Genomic DNA, 21,008 nt, shown 5'->3' with positions numbered 1-21,008 from the left:
CGAGGCAGAAGAACGATACTATGCCATGCTGGACGAGCCGGCCATGGCCGCATAACTTAAACCAAACGGTCTCCGGTAAATCCGGCGCGGTTCAGAGCTGACCGCCGGCCAGAAAGACGATGCACCGCAAGCCGATGCCTTGATCGAAGAGCTGCCAACCGATGTCATCATGGCCGATACCGCTTACGACAGCGATCGGCTGCGCAAACGCATTGCCGACAAGGGAGCGCAAGCGGTTATCCCAAACAATCCATCACGCGCCCGAAAATATCCGATCGATAAACAACTCTATGCCCAGCGCCATCTGATCAAGTGCTGCTTCTCCAAGCTCAAACAATTTCGACGCATTGCCACGATATATGAGAAAGCCGCCCGAAACTATCGGGCAATGGTCGCAATTGCCGCAACAATCCTTTGGCTCAGGTAACTGTCCACAGCTCCTAGCACTACTTTGGCGGATTGAGGCAAGGTTGATTTGAGATTCTGCCTGCACCTTTGATTGGAGGTGCGGATGGCAGATGTGGATGCCGAACTTTCGCTGTTTTTACAGCCGTTTATTGAGCAATTCGGGCATAAGAAGCGGGGCGCGATGTGTCCGCTTTATATCGCCGGCCTGCTTGGACCCGGAGACCGCAAGAGCATTGAGCCGATGGCCTCACGCCTGGCCCCAGGACAATACGATCGCCTCCACCATTTCATTTCGGATGGCATCTGGGACGATGAGCCGCTCAGGCTGGAACTGGCACGACTGGCCGATAGGATAGTCGGTGGGGATGACGCATTCCTTGTGATCGATGACACAGCCATTCCGAAGAAGGGGGAGCATTCCGTCGGCGTCGCTCCGCAATATGCTTCGATGCTGGGCAAGAGAGCCAATTGCCAGACGTTGGTATCGCTGACACTGGCTCGCGAGGAAGTTCCAGTACCGGTGGCCTTGCGATTGTTTCTGCCCGAAAGTTGGATCGGCAATCCCTCGCGGTTGTTGAAAGTCGGCGTACCCGAGCAGATGCGCCAGCCATGCACCAAGCCTGAGATCGCCCTGGAGGAAATTGATCGACTGATGGCAACAGGTCTGCGCTTCGGTGTCGTGCTTGCCGACGCCGGATATGGCTTGTCGGCGGCATTCCGGCAAGGCTTGAGTGCTCGTGGTCTCGTCTGGGCAGTCGGCATCCCCAAACATCAGAAGGTCTATCCCCATGATGTCGCGCTGATTTTCCCGGTTTCCGGCCATGGTCGTCCGCGCCAGCATTCAATTCCGGATACTCTTTCGATGGCAGCCGAGACGATCCTGACTGATGCGCGATGGAGGAAGGTCAGTTGGCGGCGCGGCACGAAAGGCCGCCTGTCAGCACGGTTTGCCGCAAGACGTATCCGTGTTGCCGATGGCGCCCCACAGCGCATCCTCGACAAGGGACAACAGCACATGCCGGCGAAGAGGCCTGGCTGGTTGGTGAGTGGCGCTCGAATGGCGAGCGGAAATATTACTTGTCCAATCTGCCGGCTGATACAACGCTCAAGCAATTGGCCGGAGCCATTAAAGCCCGTTGGGTCTGCGAACAGGCCCATCAGCAGATGAAGGAGGAACTCGGTCTTGACCACTTCGAAGGCCGGTCATGGAAAGGATTACATCGCCACGCGCTGATGACGATGATCGCGTATACCTTCCTCCAGCATCATCGCCTTCAGATCGCAAAGCGGGAAAAAAAGGAAGAAGTGGCAGCAATCAGGACCGCCTAAACCGACCCTGCCGGCGGTTCGGCGCGTCGTTATCGCAGCCATGATGCTCGCGGAAACACCAACCCGATGTCCCCATTGTCGCAACCAGATACGAGCTCAATTGTTCAATCTGCCAAAGTAGTGCTAGAGCGTTTCCCTGACTGATTGAATCGAATTGCTTTTCAAGTCACGTACATTCTGATTCAAGCTATCTGCCGATGGAGGTCCACGCATAGCGAAAATCCATGCCAGTGTTTGAGGAGTGTCACACCATGAAAGCACTCGTTTACAAGGGGCCGGGTAGAAAGGAATGGGCGGACAAGGAGAAGCCCGCCATCCAGAGACCGACCGACGCCATCGTCCGCATCACCAACACCACCATCTGCGGCACCGATCTGCATATCCTGAAGGGCGACGTGCCCGCCGTTACCGATGGCCGCACGCTGGGACATGAAGGTGTCGGCGTGATTGAGGAAACCGGCAGCGCCATCCGCAATTTCAGGAAGGGTGACCGGGTTCTCATTTCCTGCATCACGTCCTGCGGATCATGCGCAAACTGCAAGCGCCAGCTTTATTCGCACTGCGCCGACGGCGGCTGGATTCTTGGCCACCTGATCGATGGCACGCAGGCCGAATATGTTCGCATTCCCCATGCCGACAACAGCCTCTATCCGATCCCGGACGGTGCGGACAAGGAGGCACTCGTCATGCTCTCCGACATCCTGCCAACCGGTTTCGAGATCGGCGTTCTCGCCGGTCAGGTGGCGCCGGGTGATTTCGTCGCCATCGTCGGCGCCGGCCCCGTCGGCATGGCAGCCCTTCTGACCGCGCAGTTCTATTCGCCCGGTCGCCTGGTGATGCTCGATACCGACCCGAACCGTCTGGAGGTCGCAAAACAACTTGGTGCGACCGACGTAATCAACGTGGCCGATGGCAAGGCGATCGAGACACTCAGGGCGATGACCGGCGGTACCGGTGTTGATGTCGCCATCGAGGCGGTCGGCATTCCTGCCACCTTCGATATCTGCCAGCAGGTCGTCGCGCCGGGCGGGCGCATCGCCAATGTCGGCGTGCATGGCAAGCCGGTGGAACTCCACATCGAGAACCTGTGGATCCAGAACATCACCATCGCCATGGGTCTGGTGAACACCAACACCACACCGCTTTTGATGAAGACGGTGCAATCCGGCCGCATTTCGCCGGCACAGCTCATCACCCATCGCTTCGCGCTGAACGATATCCTGAAGGCCTACGATGTCTTCAGCGCTGCTGCCAAGGAAAAGGCGTTGAAGGTGATCCTCAAGGCCGACGCCTGACCGGCGTGAATGATAACCGTCCGGGCCTACACACGAAAGCCCGGCATTTCAGTTTTGCCCCGACAGCCAGGCGCGCGTCAGCGTCTCGTCCGCTTCGCTCAGCGGATGGCCCGCATCAATGCGCTCAGTGGTCAGCGCTGCGCCGCAATCGGTGAACCATGTTTCAAGACGCGATGCATGGACGGCATAGAGATCCTGCCGCGCCGTCACCGAGAGCACCCGGCTGCCCGAGAGATCGACTGCCGGTAACGGCTCCAGAACCGGAATGGGCCGTAGCAGGATTGCCCGGCGAATGAGGCCAGGATAGAGCGCCATGACCGCGGCGATGAAATTGGCACCGTTGGAATAGCCGATGAGCGTCAGGCGCTCGGCATCGAGACGATAGCCGGAAATCGCCCCTTCCAGAAAGGCCGCGAAGGCGTCGGCCTCCGAGCGAATGTCGGCCTGATCGAATTCCATGGCCGAGAAGCGTCGAAACCAGCGAGCCACCCCCTCTTCCACCGCCCGCCCGCGCACACCGAGAAGGGCGGCCTCAGGGGCAATGCGATGGGCGAAAGGCATCAGATCCGCCTCGCTGCCACCGGTTCCGTGCAGGAGAACGAGCGTGTCGTCACCAACCTTTTCCGGCATAAAGAAGCGGTGCACGAAGGGCAGGTCGCGGCGCGGCATGCGCGGTTCGCCGGGCAGCGAAAACTGCGGCAGCATGATCTCGAGATCACGCGCCCGCGCGGCGTCCTGCTCCGGCACGAACAGCACCTGCCCCAGCGCATCCGGTGCCTCGTCCACGGCGAAGCCCGGCCCGTCGGTGGCGTATTCGATAAGCGTACCGCCCGGCTCGCGCACATAAAGCGAGGTGAAATATTTACGGTCGTGAACATTGGTAGGCGAAGAGTTGAGCTTTGAGAACGCCGCTTCCGCCGCCGCCACGGCTGCGTCATCGGCCGCGCGAAAGGCGACGTGATCGGCCGTGCCCGTACCCGGAATGCCCGGCACATAGCCCGAGGCATCGCGAATATCAACGACATCGGTCTCCGAGACCATGCGGCGGATCGCGCCATTCACCGGGCCTGGCTTATAGCCGAAGCGGGAGACGAAGGCGGCCGTTTCCTCCGGTACCTCCGTCAAAAGCGTGACGGCACGGATGCGCGAAATACCAGCTTCGCCATCAGGCACGTTTTCGACGCCCACCAGCTTGACGATGATGCCATCCGGGTCTTTCAGGCGAAGCACCGGCTCACCGAATTCCCGCGACGGGCCTTCCACCACCAGACCTTGCGCGAGTGCCCGCGTCAGCCACATGCCGATGGCGGTCTGCGGCACGGCAAAGGCGATCTCCGACACCTGCCCGTTGCCGACCCGCCCCGGCGCACCGTCTTCCCAGACGAGAAACGTGACCAGCGTGCCGGGCAAGGCATTGCGATCGCCGTAGAACAGGTGAAGCTGCTCGGCATCCTCATAACCGCCGGTGCGCTTGACCAGCGAAAGACCGAGGAACCCGACATAGAAATCGACATTCGCCTGCACGCGCCGCGTCAGCAGCGTGACGTGGTGAATGCCGCTTTCGAAACCTGCCATCATGCGCCGCCGCCTCCCTGTCACATCAGGGGAATCGTCGCTCCCCGCCGTCCCGCATATATAGAGAGGCCCGGCGCGAATGTCACAAGGTTCAGTCCTGCAGCACCAGAAGATCGCGGGCGGCGAAGCGCAATGTCGCCGGCTCACCGGCGGCGGGCAGACGGGTTTCAGGCCCGTTGAACGTATCGAAGGACACCTGATGCCCAGCCACGTCCAGCTTCGTGCGAATGACGGAGCCGAGGAAGTGGGTGGACAGCACCTTGCCCGGCAGCGCCGTATCGCCGCGCAGATCCCCCGTCAGCGAGCCGGCTTCGGGACGAAGCGCCAGCGAAACGGTCTCGCCCTGCTGGCGATGTACAATAGGCTCCGGCAGGGACACCACGGTTTCGCCGATCTTCACGGTACCGCTCTGATCCAGCACTGTCGCCTCGATCATGTTCAGCGTGCCGACAAAAGAAGCGACGAAGCGGGTGGCGGGACGATTGTAAATGTCGGCCGGCACGCCGATCTGATCGGCGCGACCACCATTCATGACGACGATACGGTCGGAAATCGACAGCGCCTCTTCCTGATCGTGGGTCACGAAAATGGTGGTGATGCCAAGCTGGCGCTGGATGTGGCGAATTTCCTCGCGCAGCGAAACACGGATCTTGGCATCGAGCGCCGACAGCGGCTCGTCGAGCAGCAGGACCTGCGGACGCGGCGCGAGCGCCCGCGCCAGCGCCACGCGCTGCTGCTGCCCGCCGGACATCTGGTAGGGATAGCGGTCGGCCAGATGCTCCAGATGGATAAGTTTCAGCATTTCGCTGACGCGGGCCGCAATCTCGGCCTTCGGCTGGCCGGCCACCTTCAGCCCGAACGCGACATTGTCGAACACGTTCATGTTCGGGAAAAGCGCATAGGCCTGGAAGACCATGCCGATATTGCGTTGTCGCGACGGCAGGGCGGTGATGTCCTCGCCATTCAGCACGATGCGCCCGGCGCTTGGCGTTTCGAAGCCCGCCACCATGCGCAGCACCGTGGTCTTTCCGCAGCCGGAGGGCCCGAGAAAGGAAATGAACTCGCCCTTGTCGATATCGAGGTTGAATTCCTTGACGACGTGGTTGGCGCCGAAGCTCTTGCTGACGGCGGCGATCCGGAGAAAATTCATGGGCTTATTCCCTTGGCGGATGAAAGCGGCAGGCGCGGCACGAAGCGCGAACCCGGCTTGCGATTGGCGAAATACTGCATCAGCGCCATGCAGGCCCAGGTCAGACCAAAGGTCATGACGGCAAGGGCAGCCGGTTCATAGGCCCGGTCCTGCCCCATCTGCACGAGATAGGGACCAAAGGCCGGGCGGTTGAGCAGGCTGGCCAGCACGAATTCGCCGAGCGAGATCGAGAAGGTCAGGAACGCGCCGGACACGATGGCCGAGCGTACATTCGGAAAAATGACGGTGGCGACCGTGCGCAACCGCGAGGCGCCCAGACTTTCGGCGGCCTCCGTCAGCGTGGCGATATCGATGACCGCCATGCCGTTATCGACGGAGCGAAACATATAGGGCAGCGCCAGGACCACATAGCCCATGACCAGCAGAAAATTGGTGCCCTGATCGCTCATGGTCAGCGGCAGGTAGGAACTGGAGCCGAACAGGCGGATATAGCCGAACACAAGAACCACCGGCGGAATGATGAGCGGCAGAAGGCTCAGGAACTCTATGACCGGGCGAAGCCTCGGTAATTTCAACCGTACCCAGTAGATCGTCGGCACCACGATGGCCGCACCGATCATGATGGCAACCAGCGAGGCGACCACGGAATAGGTGATGGTGGCAATGAACGTGTCGCTGGCAAACACGGCGCGATAGGCCGCAAGGCTCCATTCACCACGCACCATCTGCAGCGAGAACTGGAACGTGGCGTAGAGCGGAATGAGGAAATAGGCGGCTGAAACCAGTGCAATGAGCGCTGAGGCGAAGGGAAAGGGCTTCTTCATTTCTGCCACCGTTCCGCCCGCGCCCGCAGCACGAGATAAAGCGTGTTCGAAACCGCCATGATGAGCACCATACCGAAGGCGATGGCATAGCCGAGGTTCGGGTTATAGAGAACGTTACCCTGAATCTGCTGGAAGAGAACAATGGGCACGACGGCGAAGCGCGAGCCGGTCAACGCATAGACCGTCGCCAGCGTGCCGAAGGCATTGGCGAACAGCAGCAGGAAGCAGCCGAGAACGGAAGGCGTCAGGACCGGCAGCGCGACCATGCGCCAATATTGCCGTCGGTTGGCGCCCAGGATTTCAGCCGCCTCGCGCCATTCGCCCTTCAAGCCGTCGATGGCCGGCGTGATGATGAGCAGCATCAGCGGAAGCTGGAAGTAGAGATAGGTGACGGCCAAGCCCCAGAATGAAAAGAGGTTGAAGCCGACGCCATAGAGATTGATGCCGAAAACATCCCGCAGCACCACCGTCGCCAGACCGAGGCGTCCAAGCGTGGCGATAAAGGCAAACGCCAGCGGAATGCCGGCGAAGTTGGAAGCGACACCGGAAAAGGTCATGAAGGCGGGGCGCACCCAGCGCGGCAGGCCGCCGAGAATGACCGCATAGGCCAAAAGCAGGCCGGCAATGGCGCCGATGCCGGCGGATACGAGGCTGAGCCGGATCGACAGCGAAAAGGCCGCGACGATGTTGGGCGAGGCGAGCGCCAGAAGGTTGTCCAGCGTATATTCGCCCGCCGGGTTCTGGAACGCGCCCTTGACCAGATAGAGCACCGGCGCAACGAGAAACATGAGGCAGAAGGCAAAGAAGGGCAGAACACCCAACCAGGCCCAGCCGATCCGTCCGAAAAGACCGGTAAACGGCCCGGGAATGACGGTCCGTTCCGGTGGTGAAGCTGCTTCCGCCATCGTCATCGCTCTTTGATCCTCATATCAAAAACGGCATGAGGATGCCGGCGAAAACCGGCATCCCCGACCATGAATGAAAGACAGGACGCTTACTGCGCGCCCATTTCCTTGGCCCAGGTTTCGGCAACCACGGCCTTGGCAGCGGACTGTTCTTCCAGCGACGGGAAGACGGCCTTGGCGTAACCTTCGGCCGGCGGCATCTTGGCCAGCAGATCCTGCGGGATCTTGCCCTTGGTGGCGAGATCGTTGAAGCGGATCGGGTGGCAATAGCCCTTCAGCCAACCAAGCTGACCTTCGTCGGAATAGAGGTATTCCATCCAGAGCTTGGCGGCATTCGGGTGGGGCGCATAGGCGGAGATCGCCTGAACATAGACGCCGGCAATGACGCTGTCGGCGGGAACGATGACATCCATCGGCGGGTTGCCGGCAAGCTTGTCACGCATGGCCAGAACATTGTAGTCCCAGTCGATGAGGATCGGGGTCGTGCCCTGCGCCATGTTCTGGGCAGTGCCGTTCACCGGAACCAGATTGCCGCTTTCCTTCAGAGACTTCATGAAAGCCGTGCCGTTGGTCGCGGCATCGGCGCCACCCTTGCCACCCTTGGCGAGGCCGGCGGCATAAACCGTCATCATCGAGGAATTGCCGGTGCGCGGATCGCCCGGCATGGCGACCGAGTTTGCGTACTCGCTCTTGGCGAGATCGGCGAAGCTTTTCGGGCCGTTCTTGACGATATCCTTGTTCACGCCGATGGCGAGAACGCCGTAGTAGTCGCCGTACCAGTAACCTTCGGCATCCTTGGCGCTATCGGGGATCGAGTCCCAGGTGGAAACCTTGTAGGGCTGGATCAGGCCGTCCTTCTTGGCCGCCGGGCCGAAGGAAAGACCGACGTCGATGACATCGGGGGCCTGCGGACCGGTATTGCCCTTGTTGGCCTTGATGGCCTCGATTTCGTCGCCCGAACCGGCATTCGGGTTCAGTTCGTTGACGGTGATGCCGTACTTCGCCTTGAAGCCTTCGATGACTTCGCCATAACCACACCAGTCATGCGGCAGGGCGATGGTGGTCAGCGTGCCTTCCTTCTTGGCGGCCGCGATCAGTTCGGCGCTCGGTTCAGCAAAAGCGAAGCCTGTCGAGGCGACGACGAGCGCGGTCGTCAGGGAAAGCAAACGATGAGTGGTGGTGAGCATGGTGTCCTCCGGGCTCCTGGATGTCTGTCCGGGAGCACTCGTAGGGCCGTTCCATGAACCGTGTGTGACAGCCGCCGCTTACCAGCGCAGCAGGCGGCGACCCGCCATATATCCGGTGGCCGTGACGACGACGGTCGCCACGCCATACCATGTCGCAAGGAAAAGCGGGCTGTCATCCTGACAATGCCAGGCATAGACCGCCGAAGCGATGCCGCTTGCCGCAAGGCCGGCCACCGCGCCCGCCATGCCGGGATCATCCGGCGCCGCCTGTTTCAGCGCGATGAGAAAGGCGGCGAGCGGCAGAAGTGCCAGCAGCGGCACGAAGACAACGCAGAAGACGGGATGGCTACCCATGAGATAGCGCCGCCAGGCGTCCGGCGGCAGGGCGAAAAGCTCGGCGGCGATGGCCGCGCCAAGCAGGACCAGCGGCAGGAGAAGCATGGTCGCCGCCGCCTTCAATGAGGCACCCGGCCGGCCGACGAGAAACACCAGCCGCGCGGCCAGAATGGCAAAAAGCAGCGTTTCCGCCACCTTGAACAGCACCCGCGCTGTTTCCAGCGCTTGCCCGAGATTGGGGCGGATACCGACAGACAGGAGAAGCAACGCCAGCGCCGCGAGCGTTCCCGCCACAAGTGCCATGAACGCCTGCCGGCCGAACCGAACCCTCACCGGTGCATCCTCGGCCATCAGCCTGATAAGCTCATCGGTTTTCATGGTTGTCACTCCGGTAAAAGGCCGCCAGCGTCTTCAACGCCCTGTGCAGCGTGACGCGAACCGCGCCTTCACTCATCTTCAGTCTCTGCGCGGTTTCGCGCACGCCTGCCCCTTCCAGCGAGATGGAGCGCACAATATCGCGCTGCGGCTCCTTCAGCCGGGCCAGAAGCGTTTCGGCGGAAAGGCGCTCGTCGCCCTCATCCGTCTGTTCGTCGGCGGCCAGCGTGGCCGCCACATCCTCGATCGGCACATTGGTGCGCCGGCCCCGCCGCCGCAGGCTGTCGATCAGCCGGTTTCGGACGATGGCTGCAAGCCAGGGGCCAATGGGTCTGGCCGTATCCCAGGTGCCGCGTTTAAGATGCACTGCAAGCAACACTTCCTGTACCACGTCTTCCGCCTCGCTCGCCGACGCCCCGAATTCGGCGCAGCGCCGCCGGGCCAGCACCCGCAGATGCGGCGTGACTGCGACCAGAAAATGCTGATAGGCCTGCGCATCGCCCTCCATGGCCATGCGCATCCAGTCCGCCCATTCCTGTTCCCGTCGCGAAACGCTCAACTGTGCACCGTCATGTCCTGAAGAACCCTACGCACGCGAAAGCCGCGTTGTTACAGCCGCCACTGATTATTTTTCAAGATAGCATCCGGCGCCGAAGGGCGCTCAGCTCTGGCGACCCAGCACACCGGCTGCAAGTTCGATGATTTCGTCGGTAATTTCCTCCTGACGCGAAAGACGGTAAAGCTGCCTCAGTTCCTCCAGCGTCTTTTCGGCATTGGCGTTGGCCTCTGTCATGGCGCGGGTGCGAGCAGCGTTTTCAGCCGCGAAAGACAGCACAATGGCCTCGCTGAGTTCTGCAAAGGCGAACTCTTCGGCCAGCCGCTCCAGCAGGTGTTCGGGCGGTAGCGTCATCAGTGGCGGTTTCGCCCGCCCAGTGATGGAAAAGCGGGTATAGTCGAACGGGGCGAGACGTTTTTCTCCAACGGTTTCGACCGGAACGGTCGGTTCGCCATGAAGCAGCAACACCTCCGCCACATCGCCTTCACCAAGCCGTTGGAACAGGCGGTCGGACAGTTCACCGGCCAGTTCGCCAGCCTGCGCACTGTGCTCGATCATCGCTGTGATCGAACGCGCCGAAACACCGCTTTCGGCCAGAAGCACCGCGCCACGATTCCCAGCCACGAAGATTTCCCAATCCGCACCGCCGGAGGCCGCGATCATCTGGCGGGCCGCTTCGACAATACGTTCGTTGAAGGCGCCGACAAACCCCTGCTCGCTCATCAGCAGCACGAGAATGTGGACGCCACCACCAGCAACTCCCGCCCGCAGCGGCAGGGCGGGCATGGTGGCCAGAACCTCGGCGATAGCGGCGCTGACGGTTGCCGCATAGGTGCGGATACCATCCAGCGCCTGACGCGCCTCCCGCGAGCGCACGGCAGCAATGCCGCGCATGGCGGAAACGACTGTCGATAATTGCTGGACGGACCCGATCCGCGCTTCGATGGAGGAGAGCTTGTTGGTCATGGGGCCTTGTCTGCCGAAAGCCTGTTCACCAGCGCCGCCACGCCCTCGGCAAGCCGCGCGCGCTGCGCCTCATCCAGCGCCTTGCCGGCGGTAACGGCATCCACGGCATCGCGCGCGGCACTGTCCACCCAGGCTGGGAGTTCCGCCCGCAACACCGGAAACGCCTTGACCGGAACGTTATCAAGCACGCCGGCGGCAAGGGCCGTCAGTAACACGACCTGATCGACGGTACGCAACGGCGCGAACCGCGGCTGCGTCAACAGTGCCTTGATACGCTCGCCGCGCCTGATCTGGCCCGTAACGCGCTGGTCCGACATCCCGCCAAAGCGCGTGAACATTTCAAGTTCGAGATATTGCGCATAATCAAGCCGCAAGCGGGCCGAAGCCTGCCGAAGAGCCGGATGCTGTGCCTTGCCGCCGACACGGCTGACCGAAAGCCCGACATCCACCGCCGGGCGCTGGTTCGCGGCAAAAAGCGAGGAACCGAGCACGATCTGCCCATCGGTGATCGAAATCAGATTGGTCGGAATATAGGCCGAAAGGTTTCCGGCATCGGTTTCGGCAATCGGCAGCGCCGTCAGCGAACCGCCACCGAGAGCCGGAGAAAGCTTCGCCGAGCGTTCGAGCAACCGGGCGTGCAGATAGAAAATATCGCCGGGGTAGGCCTCGCGACCAGGCGCTTCACGCGTCAGCAGCGAAAGCTCTCGATGTGTGGCCGCGTGTTTCGTCAGATCATCCACCACGATCAGCGCATGTTGGCCCCGATCGCGAAAATATTCGGCAATGGTGAAGCCGGCGAAGGGGGCGATCCATTGCAGGCCGGGGGCGGACGAGGCCGGCGCGACAACGAAGACACATCGTTCCGGTGCCCCGTGGCTGCGCACTGCCTCGATGACCCGCTCAACCGCCGTCGCCCGTTGACCGACGGCCACATAAACGCAGACGATATCGGTATGCTTCTGGTTGATGATCGCATCGACGGCAATCGCCGTCTTGCCGGTGGCACGATCACCGATAATAAGTTCGCGCTGGCCGCGTCCGAGCGAAAACAGTGCGTCGACCGAAAGGATGCCGGTTTCCACCGGCTCGGTCACCAGATCGCGGTCGATGATGGCCGGGGCGGGCCGCTCGACATCCATCATCGCTGTTGCGGCAATTGCCTCGCCCTCATCGAGCGGGCGACCAAGCGGATCGACGATGCGACCGAGCAATGCCTCGCCCACCGGTACCTGCACCACAGCACCGGTGCCGCGCACGATGGCGCCGGCCTCGATCCCCGCGCCGCTATCGAGCAGGACGATGCTGACCAGGTCCGCATCGAGCGCCAGCGCAAAGCCGGCTTCGCCGTTTTCGAAACGCACCAGTTCATTCAGCCGCACATCCGGCAGGCCGGAAACACGGGCAATGCCATCGGCTACCTGCTCCACCCGACCGAGCATATCAGTGCGAACGCCGACGGCAGCGGCTGAAACGGCAGCACGGCTCTTTTTCAGCCAGTCCGAAAACACGCGGTCAGAGGGCATGGCCGGAAAGCTCCCTTTGAATGGTTTCGAGATCGGCCCGGAAGCTGTTGCGCACCGTGAGATGCGGTGTCACGAGATCGAGCCCGGCAACGAGGTCCGGATCGACTGTCACCGAAAAGACTGCCAGCGGCGCTCCGACAAGACCGGCAATCCTATCGCGGAAGGCATCGGCCTGCGCCGCAGCAAGCGGTGCAGCGGACTTCAGTTCAACGGTGTCGGCACCGGCAATCAGCGCCCGGCTTTCCGCAGGAAGTGCAGCGATGGCCAGCGCAAACGGTTCCAGAAAGGCCTCGGTGCGCAAAGTCTCCGGCAAGCGCTGCAACAGGCGTTCGGCAATCGAAAGGGCGAGTGCCCCCGCATGGTCGGCCATCGCCTGTTCATCTGCAGCGCGGGCGCGTTCAATATCCGCCATCGCGGCCAGACGCAGCGCATCGGCTTGCGTTCCGGCGGCTTTCAGCGCGGCTGCCCGTAGCGCCTCGGCGTCCTTTTGCGCGTCTCCAAGCCGGGCAGCACGCTCGGCCTCGATGGCGGCAAGCCGCTTTTCCGTGTCAGCCTTCGCCGCCTCGGCCTCGGCGCGGGCCCTGCTGGCGGCGTCCATGTCCCTTGCCACCGCCTGCTGGCGCGCGTCGATCATGGCAAGCACAGGCTTCAGCAGGAAGCGCCTGAGCAGGAAGAGCAGAACGAGAACGTTGACGGTCTGAAGCGCAAGCGTCCACCAGTCGATGTGCATCGGGCCGGCCTTACTTGACGAAAGGGTTGGCGAAGAGAACCAGCAGGGCGATGACGAGGCAGTAGATCGCCATCGTCTCGATCATCGCCAGACCGACGAAGAGCGTTCGCGACAGCGCTCCTTCGGCTTCCGGCTGGCGGGCGATGGCGTCCATGGCCGCGGCCACCGCCCGGCCTTCCGCAAGGGCGGGACCTATGGCGCCAAAGGACACGGCAAGGGCTGCCGCGAGAATACTGACGATACCGATGACATCCATGATCAACCTCCTTGGGGCGAATGGGGCGTTGAGGGCGGCGCGGCCGGCGTCCGTTCCCCCTCGTTGACGGCGGAGCCGATGAAGACAACGGCCAGAACCGCAAAAATATAGGCCTGCACGGCACCGGTCAGCAGGTCGAGCGCCATGAGCGGAATGGGCACCAGAAGCCCGGCCAGCGACAGCACGATACCGATGACGAAGACGCCGCTCATGACATTGCCGAAAAGGCGCACGATGAGCGAAAAGGTTCGGGTGATCTGCTCGACGATGTTGAGCGGGATCATCACCCAGCTCGGCTCGGCGAAGGTCTTGAGATAACCGGGAAGTCCGTGGGCATGGATGCCATAGCCAATCGTCGCGGCCAGCACGATCAGGGCAAGTGCTGCATCCGTCTCGATATGGGCGGTCGGCGGTTCGATGCCGGGAACGAGCGACGACCAGTTGGCGACGAGGACGTAGAGGAACAGCGTTGTAACCAGTGAGCGATAGGGCGCGGGGTCGGCCTGCACGGTGGACCGGATCTGGCTGTCTATGGTGGTGACAAGCAATTCCAGAAAAGCCTGCGCCCGCGAGGGCGCCACAGGTGAAAGTCGCCGTGTGATCAGGAAGGAACCAAACCCGAGCAACACCATCAGCGCCCAGGTCACCAGCACGGGTGCGGTCAACGGCACGCCGAAGACGGTGAACAGCGGGAGAAGTTCCAGCGGCGAGGTCATGGTGCATCAGCCTTTCGTTCGCGCCGCAGCAGAACGGCCCGCGCGGCGAGAAGCCCGAGCGCTGCGAAGAGAAGCGGCAGCGCACCGAGCCGGGCAAAACCGTAAAGGGCAAGACCGGTGACGGCGAAGCGCCCGAATTGCAGGACAAGGGCACGGGCGGCCTTGCCACCCGTAAAGGCATCGACGCAGAAACGCAGGCTTAGAAAATGGAAAAGGCCGATTGCGAAGCCACTGGCAAGAGCGGCAAGGGCAGACAGGATTTCGATCATCGACGGTGCATCCATTTCCAGGCCGACCAGAAACCGAGCACAGCTCCGGCCATGATGAGCGGCGCGGTGATGAACACGCCGGATTGAAAATACCGATCGAGCAGACGGCCAACGAACGTTCCAAGGAGGATCGGCGTCAGGAAGGTCCAGCCGAGAATGCCGATCTGCCCTAGGCGCGAAGCAAAGCTTGGAGACGGGTCGTCGCGCTTTTCCCGCACACGCCGGGCAGCGCGTTCGGCCGCATCCGCCATACGTTCGGCACCATCGCCCTTTTCCACATCACTTTGCCGGGATGCCATCGTCGCTTCCCTTCGGCGCAGCGGCAAAATCCGGTGCCGTGCCACGCATGAGCTGCATCATTGCCCGCACCGCCCGCGCATGCAGCCGGGTCTGGTCCACCTTGCGCTCGCGGTCGCTCTCGATTCGCTCGGACCGCATGGCAAGCACCTGCGCGTGCAATGCCTCAAGATCATCTCCCAGAAGCGCCTGCCGGCAGGCCACCGCCACCTCCCGACCGCCGCGCACCGTCAACACACCGGAATCGACCGCGCAGTAGCGCATGTCGCCGGCTGGAAGCTTCCAGCGCAGCACCGAGGGAACGAGCACGGTCAGAAAATCCGCATGGCGCGGCAGAATGCCGAAACTGCCGCTGTCGTCTTCGGCGCGAAGCGCCTGCACTTCGCTCCGATCGACGATCCGGGCAGAGGGCGTGGCAATCGTGAGCGTCAGCAGGCCGGTCATGCTGCTGTCCTTTGGGCGCCGGCCTTTTCCTTGGCCCGCGCCTCTTCGAGATCGCCGATCATGTAGAAGGACGCTTCACTCCAGGCATCACATTCGCCTTCAAGGATCGCCCGGCACCCCTTAACCGTATCGGCAACGGGTACCGAGCGCCCGGCAATGCCGGTGAACATTTCGGTGACGGTAAAGGGCTGCGTCAGGAAGCGTTGCAGCTTGCGGGCCCGGCTGACGATCAACCGGTCCTCCTTGCCCAGCTCCTCCATGCCGAGCAGGGAAATCACGTCCTGAAGCTCCCGATAATGCTCGATGGTCTGGCGCACCTGCATGGCGACGTCGGCATGATCGGCCCCCACCACCGCAGCATCGAGCAGCGTCGAGGATGAGGCAATCGGATCGACCGCCGGATACATGCCTTCCGCGGCCATGGCGCGGGAAAGCACCACCATGCTGTCCATATGAGCGGCAATGGCGGTGACGGCAGGATCGGTGAAATCGTCGGCGGGCACGTAAACGGCTTCTATGGCGGTGATCGAGGCGCTGCGCACAGAGGCAATCCGTTCCTGAAGTGCCGCGACCTCACTGGCCAGTGTCGGCTGGTAACCGACCCGCGACGGCAATCGGCCGAGCAGGCTCGACACTTCAGCACCGGCCTGCACGAAGCGGAACACGTTATCCATCAGAAGCAGCACATCCTTGTGCGCCTCGTCGCGAAAGTATTCGGCAATCGTCAACGCCGTCATCGGCACGCGCCAGCGCGCACCGGGCGGTTCGTTCATCTGGCCGTAGACCAGCGCAGTGCGCTCCAGCACGCCGGAGGAACGCATGTCGAGCAACATTTCATGGCCTTCGCGCGAGCGTTCGCCTATGCCGGCAAAGACCGAGATGCCTTGATAATGGCTCGCCATGGCGTGAATCAGCTCCATGACCAGAACGGTCTTGCCGACGCCAGCTCCGCCGAACATTGCCGCCTTGCTACCCTGCGCCATCGGCGCCAGAAGATCGATCACCTTGATGCCACTTGAAAAAAGCGTTGCGCCACCCTTCTGTTCGGCCAGTGTCGGGGCTGCGTGATGGAAGGGTCGGTGCGGCGTATCGTCGGGAAGCCGCGTTCCGGCATCACCGATTTCGCCAATGGCGTTGAGAAGCCTTCCGAGAACGGCATTCCCCACCGGGATCATCACCGGCCCGCCAAGCGGCTTGACCGCAGCGCCCCGCCGCAGACCCGCAGTCTTTTGCAAGGCAATGGCCCGCACGAGACCCGGTCCTATATGCGCCTGAACTTCCGCCAGAACCGGCCCATCCCCGTCGCCTTCCACTTGCAACGCATGCTCGATGGCAGGCAGATCACCGGCAGCGAAGGCAACATCGATAACAGCGCCGCGCACGGCATGAATGCGACCGACTGCAGGAACCATGCGGATCACCCGGCTATTTCGTCTTCATCAGACTATTCCTCTGGCGCGGCGGGTCAAGCGCCGATCCGCCGCAGTATCCGGGCAGCCCTGTGGAGCGCCAAATTTTCCGAAGGTGCTGTAACGAAGCGTCCGTCCGGGTCGTACTCCCCTTTGCAAGCCAATCAAGGCTCGCCAGCCAAGGAACCCGACCCATGAACAAAAGCCTCGCCTCCCTCGCCCTCGCCGGTTCGCTCGCCACCGCGCTGACGACGCTTGCCGCTCCCGCCGCCTCTGCCGCCGATGCCAAGGAAAAGTGCTATGGCATTGCGCTCAAGGGCCAGAACGACTGCGCAGCCGGCCCCGGAACAACCTGCGCCGGCACCTCCAAGATCGATTACCAGAAGAATGCCTGGAAGCTCGTGCCCACCGGCACTTGCGAAACCATGAAGGTCCCCGGCGGCATGGGTTCGCTGATGCAGGGCCCGGCCCCGGTCTGACCCCGTAACTCGGCACACGGCGATGGGTGGTGTCTCCCGCCGGGCACCGCCCGTCGCCCCTTCCACAGCCAGGACAGGAGACACAGCCATGCAAGCATCCAACCTGCCGCGTCGTGCGGGTGTCGGCTTCAAGCCAGAGCATTTCGAAGCCATATTGGCCGATACGTCGCCACCCGGCTTTCTCGAAATCCATGCGGAGAACTATATGGGCGCGGGTGGCCCCCCCCATGCGCGGCTTGCGCGCTTGCGGCAGGACCATGCGCTATCGATCCATGGCGTCGGCCTTTCGATCGGCGCCATGCAACCGCTCGACAGCGATCATCTCGCCCGGTTGAAAGCGCTTTGCGACCGTTATGAGCCGGAAAGCTTTTCCGAACATCTGGCCTGGTCCTCGCATGACACCATTTTCCTGAACGACCTGCTGCCCCTGCCCTATACGCTGGCCACGCTCATTCGCGTCGCTGAGCATATCGATCAGGTGCAGGAAGCGCTCGGCCGGCAGATGCTGCTGGAAAACCCGGCCACTTATCTGACCTTCGCGGAAAGCACCCTGCAGGAAACGGAGTTTCTGGCGGAAATTGCCCGTCGTACCGGTTGCGGGCTGCTGCTCGACATCAACAATGTCTTCGTCGCCTCGACCAACCACAATGTCGATCCGTTGGACTACCTCGCTCGGTTTCCGCTTTCGAAGGTTCGGGAAATCCATCTGGGCGGTCACGCGGAAACAGTGGATGATGCCGGTGCACCGCTTCTGATCGACAGCCACGATACCCCCGTGAAGGATCCGGTCTGGGCGCTTTACGAAACGGTGCTTGGCCGTACCGGCCCTATCGCGACGCTGATCGAGTGGGATAATGACGTTCCGGATTGGCCGGTGCTGAGAGCCGAGGCCGAAGCAGCCGGGAGGCTTCTGGCCGCAGCCCATCGCCTCGTGGCCTGAGGAGGCGGCCATGTCACGCGACACACAGGACCGCTTCGCCGCCGCCCTCCTGGATCGGGAGAGCCCCGTGCCGCAGGGGCTTGAAAGCTGGACGGGCACAGCGCCGCCACGTCGCTTCGCCGTCTATCGCAACAATGTCATGCAGGGGTTGATCGGTGCGCTGGCGAGCCGCTTCCCCGCGACGGAAAAAATCGTCGGGCGCGACTTTTTCACCGCCATGGCCGATGCCTATATCGGCAAACACCCGCCACGCTCGCCCGTGCTTCTCACCTATGGCGAGGACTTCCCGGATTTCGTTGCCGGCTTCGAACCCGCTGCTGGCCTCGTCTACCTGCCGGATGTGATGCGGCTGGAAGCGGCACGCAGCCGTGCCTATCACGCCGCCGACGCCGAACCGCTGACCGCGGCGACCTTTGCCGCCATCCCGACGCCACGCCTGTCCGATCTGATCCTGACGCCGCATCCCTCGCTCGCCATCCTGCGTTCGGCCTATCCCGCCGTTCTCATCTGGGCGATGAATTCCGGCAAGGCGGAGCCTGCCCCGCTCACCGCATGGCCGGCGGAAGACGCGCTGGTCGTGCGGCCACACATGCTGGTCGAGGTTCACCGCCTGCCGCCCGGCGGCGCGGTTTTCCTTCAGGCGCTGGCGGATGGACTGACACTGGGCTGTGCCGTCGAAGCCGCCCTTGGCGATGCGCCCGCTTTCGATCTCTCGCAAAACCTTGCCGGGCTCATCCGCTCCGGCGGCTTCATATCTCTCCGGCTCGAGGAACCCGCCAATGCGTGCTGAACCCGCTCACCAGACACTCGCCGACCGCTATCAGGCAGTAATCGCCCTGTTCTCCCTTATCCCGTACGATCTGATCGCACTCATTGCCCGGCTGTCCATCGCCGGCACCTTCTGGCGTTCCGGCCAGACCAAGGTGGACGGCTGGCGGGTTACGGATACGGCTGTCTATCTGTTCGAGAACGAGTATAGGCTGCCGTTTGTCGATCCCTGGCTTGCAGCCCATTTCGCGGCGCTGGCCGAACACCTGTTTCCAGCACTTCTTGTCCTTGGTCTTGCCAGCCGACTTTCGGCGCTCGCCCTTCTCGGCATGACGCTCACCATCCAGCTTTTCGTCTATCCCGATGCCTGGCCGACCCACGGCACCTGGGCCGCTTGCCTTCTGATCCTCATCGCAGCAGGGCCGGGCCGCCTCTCGCTCGATGCATTGATCACGCGAATGCGCGCGCGGCAAGCTTCGGCAGCATGAGGCGGAAGGCGATGGAGCGGGCACTCTGGAATATGAGCAGCGAAAGCCACAACCCGTCATTGCCCAGGAGCGGCTGCAGCACAGCCCAAGCGGCAATATAGACCACCAGTGACAAAAGCATCAGATTGCGCATCTGGCGCGACCAGGTTGCGCCGATATAGACCCCATCCATCTGAAAGGCGACAATGCCGAAGACGGGCAGCGCCACGATATACGGCAGATAATCCCGCGCCAGTGCCTGTACCTCCGGCGTCGGCGCGGTGATGCCGATCACCCAGCCGCCACTGGCCAGAAAGCCGAGCGAGACCAGTCCCGCGGCGATGAACCCCCAGAGCGTGGTGAGTGAAAGCATCCGATTGAAGGCCGGACGGTAATGGGCGCCGATGGCGCGACCGGCAAGCTGTTCGGCGGCTGTCGCCACGCCATCCAGAAAGGCGACGCCGAAGAAGTGGAAGTGCAGAAGAATGGTGTTGGCAGCGAGAATCTCGATACCGAGTGTCCCGCTCTGGCGCGTGAAGAACGACAGGCCGCCAAGCAGCGCAAAAGAGCGGACCATCATGTCGCCATTCACCGAGAAGGCACGGCGGAAGGCACTGGCATCCGGCCAGGCCCACCTCTCGCGGTCGGTCTTCTTCACGATAAGATAGAGCCCGGCTGCGGCCGTGACCGCTTCCGCCACCAGAGAGGCTGCAGCAACGCCCGCCACGCCCCAGCCGAGATAAATGACCCAATAAACGCTAAGCCCTGCGTTCAGCACGTTGAGCAGGGTCTGCAACGCCATGGCGGGCAGCGCCTCGCCCCGCCCGATGATCCAGCCGAAGGCAACGAAATTGAACAGCACGAAGGGTGCGGACCAGATGCGCCAGTCGAAATAGGTCTTGGCCGCCTCTGCCACCGGCCCCTGCGCACCCATGGCCATAAGACCGAGTGCCCCAAGCGGCTTCTGCAACACCACGAGTGCAAGACCGGCCACAAGTGCGATGGCAAGACCGCTTGCCAGCATGCGCTGTTCCTCGCGGCGGTCTCCGGCCCCGACCGCCTGCGCGGTAAAGCCGGTGGTTGCGCCACGCAGGAAATTGAAGGTCACGAAGATGACGTCGAAAATGACCGCCGACAGCGCCACGCCGCCCACCAGCACCTCATCCCCCAACTGGCCCACCACCCCCGTCGCCACCAGTCCGACCAGCGGCGTCGACAGGAACGCGATCATCATAGGAATCGATATCCTGAGCACTTCGCAGTGGGTGATGTCGAAAGGCCGGACAACGGGCCGCTTCTGCGAAATCTGGGGCACGGGCGGGAATCAAATCCTGAGTTCGACAGGCAAGAGGCTCACTATCGCCTGCCAGCGCCAGTGCGGTCAACGCATGATCAAAACAGTCCAAAGCGATTGCGGTTGCCATATATCGGACCCGCCGCCGCAACTGTCCGTGGCAGGCCGTCGCATCCCTGCGACACAGGCCGATTCATGTTTTGCACTTCAAAGACTTTCGTCTAAAAGACCACCCGGAGGCTGTGTCCGAACGCCCTGCCGGGGTCGGACAGATAGCGAGGAGGACAGTGTGAGAATCGGGACACCGAAAGAGGTATTTTTGGGTGAGTCGCGTGTAGCGATGACGCCAGAGAGTGCATTGCAGCTCCAGAAGCTGGGGCATGGTTGCGTTTTGGAGAGCGGTGCGGGTCTGGCAGCGGGCTTTACCGACGAGGCCTATCGCAAGGCGGGCGTCGAGGTGGTCGACAGCGCCGAGGCCCTCTTTGCGTCGGTAGACGTCATCGCCAAGGT

The 21,008-nt window shown here is 62.4% G+C and carries 22 protein-coding genes and 3 pseudogenes; 8 read left to right on the top strand and 17 right to left on the bottom strand.

The window, feature by feature from the left end:
* Positions 1-97: 97 nt before the first annotated feature.
* The 3 genes and pseudogenes from GGQ66_RS22115 to GGQ66_RS22105 form a co-directional block, all read left to right on the top strand.
* A pseudogene (locus GGQ66_RS22115) lies at positions 98-427 on the top strand (transposase); the annotation flags it as partial.
* Positions 428-511: 84 nt separating this feature from the next.
* A pseudogene (locus GGQ66_RS22110) lies at positions 512-1,881 on the top strand (IS701 family transposase).
* A gap of 107 nt (positions 1,882-1,988) precedes the next feature.
* On the top strand, positions 1,989-3,032 hold the full coding sequence (locus GGQ66_RS22105; protein ID WP_183795778.1) for a zinc-dependent alcohol dehydrogenase family protein: 1,044 nt from the start codon (positions 1,989-1,991) through the stop codon (positions 3,030-3,032).
* Between the two features lie 48 nt (positions 3,033-3,080).
* Here the strand turns inward: GGQ66_RS22105 and GGQ66_RS22100 are convergent, their stop codons facing one another.
* The 16 genes from GGQ66_RS22100 to atpD all read right to left on the bottom strand — a co-directional run bounded on the left by GGQ66_RS22100 (position 3,081) and on the right by atpD (position 16,553).
* Positions 3,081-4,610, bottom strand: coding sequence for a VOC family protein (locus GGQ66_RS22100; RefSeq protein WP_237359044.1), 1,530 nt, complete (start codon positions 4,608-4,610; stop codon positions 3,081-3,083).
* Positions 4,611-4,698: 88 nt separating this feature from the next.
* Positions 4,699-5,757 carry an ABC transporter ATP-binding protein gene (locus GGQ66_RS22095; RefSeq protein ID WP_183795777.1) on the bottom strand — a complete coding sequence of 353 codons (1,059 nt, stop codon included), beginning with the start codon at positions 5,755-5,757 and terminating at the stop codon, positions 4,699-4,701.
* Positions 5,754-6,581 carry an ABC transporter permease gene (locus GGQ66_RS22090; RefSeq protein WP_183795776.1) on the bottom strand — a complete coding sequence of 276 codons (828 nt, stop codon included), beginning with the start codon at positions 6,579-6,581 and terminating at the stop codon, positions 5,754-5,756. The genes GGQ66_RS22095 and GGQ66_RS22090 overlap by 4 nt, the downstream gene beginning before the upstream one ends.
* Positions 6,578-7,369 carry an ABC transporter permease gene (locus GGQ66_RS22085; RefSeq protein ID WP_370686411.1) on the bottom strand — a complete coding sequence of 264 codons (792 nt, stop codon included), beginning with the start codon at positions 7,367-7,369 and terminating at the stop codon, positions 6,578-6,580. Before GGQ66_RS22085 ends, GGQ66_RS22090 begins: the two co-directional genes overlap by 4 nt.
* Positions 7,370-7,575: 206 nt before the next feature.
* Positions 7,576-8,673 (bottom strand): ABC transporter substrate-binding protein, encoded by a 1,098-nt coding sequence (locus GGQ66_RS22080; protein ID WP_183795773.1) that lies wholly within the window; start codon positions 8,671-8,673, stop codon positions 7,576-7,578.
* Between the two features lie 78 nt (positions 8,674-8,751).
* Complete coding sequence (locus GGQ66_RS22075; RefSeq protein ID WP_183795771.1) at positions 8,752-9,387, bottom strand: NrsF family protein; 636 nt, start codon at positions 9,385-9,387, stop codon at positions 8,752-8,754.
* The gene (locus GGQ66_RS22070) at positions 9,374-9,943 is read right to left on the bottom strand and encodes a sigma-70 family RNA polymerase sigma factor (protein ID WP_183795769.1); all 570 of its coding nucleotides are present in this window, start codon (positions 9,941-9,943) and stop codon (positions 9,374-9,376) included. The genes GGQ66_RS22075 and GGQ66_RS22070 overlap by 14 nt, the downstream gene beginning before the upstream one ends.
* Positions 9,944-10,045: 102 nt before the next feature.
* Positions 10,046-10,906, bottom strand: a complete 861-nt coding sequence (locus GGQ66_RS22065; RefSeq protein ID WP_183795767.1) for a F0F1 ATP synthase subunit gamma — start codon at positions 10,904-10,906, stop codon at positions 10,046-10,048.
* The gene (locus tag GGQ66_RS22060; RefSeq protein ID WP_183795765.1) at positions 10,903-12,429 is read right to left on the bottom strand and encodes a F0F1 ATP synthase subunit alpha; all 1,527 of its coding nucleotides are present in this window, start codon (positions 12,427-12,429) and stop codon (positions 10,903-10,905) included. Before GGQ66_RS22060 ends, GGQ66_RS22065 begins: the two co-directional genes overlap by 4 nt.
* Positions 12,419-13,159: a F0F1 ATP synthase subunit B family protein gene (locus GGQ66_RS22055; RefSeq protein WP_183795763.1), complete on the bottom strand. Its 741-nt coding sequence runs from the start codon at positions 13,157-13,159 to the stop codon at positions 12,419-12,421. Before GGQ66_RS22055 ends, GGQ66_RS22060 begins: the two co-directional genes overlap by 11 nt.
* Before the next feature lie 10 nt (positions 13,160-13,169).
* The gene (locus GGQ66_RS22050; protein ID WP_210287373.1) at positions 13,170-13,415 is read right to left on the bottom strand and encodes a F0F1 ATP synthase subunit C; all 246 of its coding nucleotides are present in this window, start codon (positions 13,413-13,415) and stop codon (positions 13,170-13,172) included.
* Between the two features lie 2 nt (positions 13,416-13,417).
* Positions 13,418-14,131: a F0F1 ATP synthase subunit A gene (locus tag GGQ66_RS22045; protein ID WP_183795761.1), complete on the bottom strand. Its 714-nt coding sequence runs from the start codon at positions 14,129-14,131 to the stop codon at positions 13,418-13,420.
* Complete coding sequence (locus tag GGQ66_RS22040) at positions 14,128-14,400, bottom strand: N-ATPase subunit AtpR (protein WP_237359043.1); 273 nt, start codon at positions 14,398-14,400, stop codon at positions 14,128-14,130. The genes GGQ66_RS22045 and GGQ66_RS22040 overlap by 4 nt, the downstream gene beginning before the upstream one ends.
* On the bottom strand, positions 14,397-14,699 hold the full coding sequence (locus tag GGQ66_RS22035; RefSeq protein WP_183795757.1) for an AtpZ/AtpI family protein: 303 nt from the start codon (positions 14,697-14,699) through the stop codon (positions 14,397-14,399). Before GGQ66_RS22035 ends, GGQ66_RS22040 begins: the two co-directional genes overlap by 4 nt.
* Complete coding sequence (locus tag GGQ66_RS22030) at positions 14,680-15,141, bottom strand: F0F1 ATP synthase subunit epsilon (RefSeq protein WP_183795754.1); 462 nt, start codon at positions 15,139-15,141, stop codon at positions 14,680-14,682. Before GGQ66_RS22030 ends, GGQ66_RS22035 begins: the two co-directional genes overlap by 20 nt.
* Entirely contained in the window at positions 15,138-16,553 is a 1,416-nt protein-coding gene (atpD, locus tag GGQ66_RS22025; RefSeq protein WP_183795753.1) for a F0F1 ATP synthase subunit beta, read from the bottom strand. Before atpD ends, GGQ66_RS22030 begins: the two co-directional genes overlap by 4 nt.
* A gap of 191 nt (positions 16,554-16,744) precedes the next feature.
* On the opposite strand from atpD, the gene GGQ66_RS22020 reads away from it, so the two are divergent.
* From GGQ66_RS22020 to GGQ66_RS22005, 4 genes are all read left to right on the top strand, one after another.
* The gene (locus GGQ66_RS22020) at positions 16,745-17,029 is read left to right on the top strand and encodes a BufA1 family periplasmic bufferin-type metallophore (protein WP_183795751.1); all 285 of its coding nucleotides are present in this window, start codon (positions 16,745-16,747) and stop codon (positions 17,027-17,029) included.
* Between the two features lie 88 nt (positions 17,030-17,117).
* Positions 17,118-17,969, top strand: coding sequence for an MNIO family bufferin maturase (gene bufB / locus GGQ66_RS22015; protein WP_183795749.1), 852 nt, complete (start codon positions 17,118-17,120; stop codon positions 17,967-17,969).
* Positions 17,970-17,979: 10 nt separating this feature from the next.
* Entirely contained in the window at positions 17,980-18,759 is a 780-nt protein-coding gene (locus tag GGQ66_RS22010) for an HvfC/BufC N-terminal domain-containing protein (RefSeq protein ID WP_183795747.1), read from the top strand.
* Positions 18,749-19,225, top strand: coding sequence for a DoxX family protein (locus GGQ66_RS22005; RefSeq protein WP_183795745.1), 477 nt, complete (start codon positions 18,749-18,751; stop codon positions 19,223-19,225). Before GGQ66_RS22010 ends, GGQ66_RS22005 begins: the two co-directional genes overlap by 11 nt.
* Here GGQ66_RS22005 and GGQ66_RS22000 read toward each other — a convergent pair.
* On the bottom strand, positions 19,188-20,438 hold the full coding sequence (locus tag GGQ66_RS22000; protein ID WP_183795743.1) for an MATE family efflux transporter: 1,251 nt from the start codon (positions 20,436-20,438) through the stop codon (positions 19,188-19,190). The genes GGQ66_RS22005 and GGQ66_RS22000 overlap by 38 nt on opposite strands.
* A 349-nt stretch (positions 20,439-20,787) precedes the next feature.
* Between GGQ66_RS22000 and GGQ66_RS23195 the strand changes: the two are divergent.
* Positions 20,788-21,008: pseudogene (locus GGQ66_RS23195) on the top strand (Re/Si-specific NAD(P)(+) transhydrogenase subunit alpha); the annotation flags it as partial.

Source organism: Allorhizobium borbori (assembly GCF_014196535.1).
GTDB lineage: Bacteria > Pseudomonadota > Alphaproteobacteria > Rhizobiales > Rhizobiaceae > Ectorhizobium > Ectorhizobium borbori.
The sequence above is the reverse complement of the archived record's forward strand: the minus strand, read 5'-3'. Positions and strand labels throughout refer to the sequence as shown.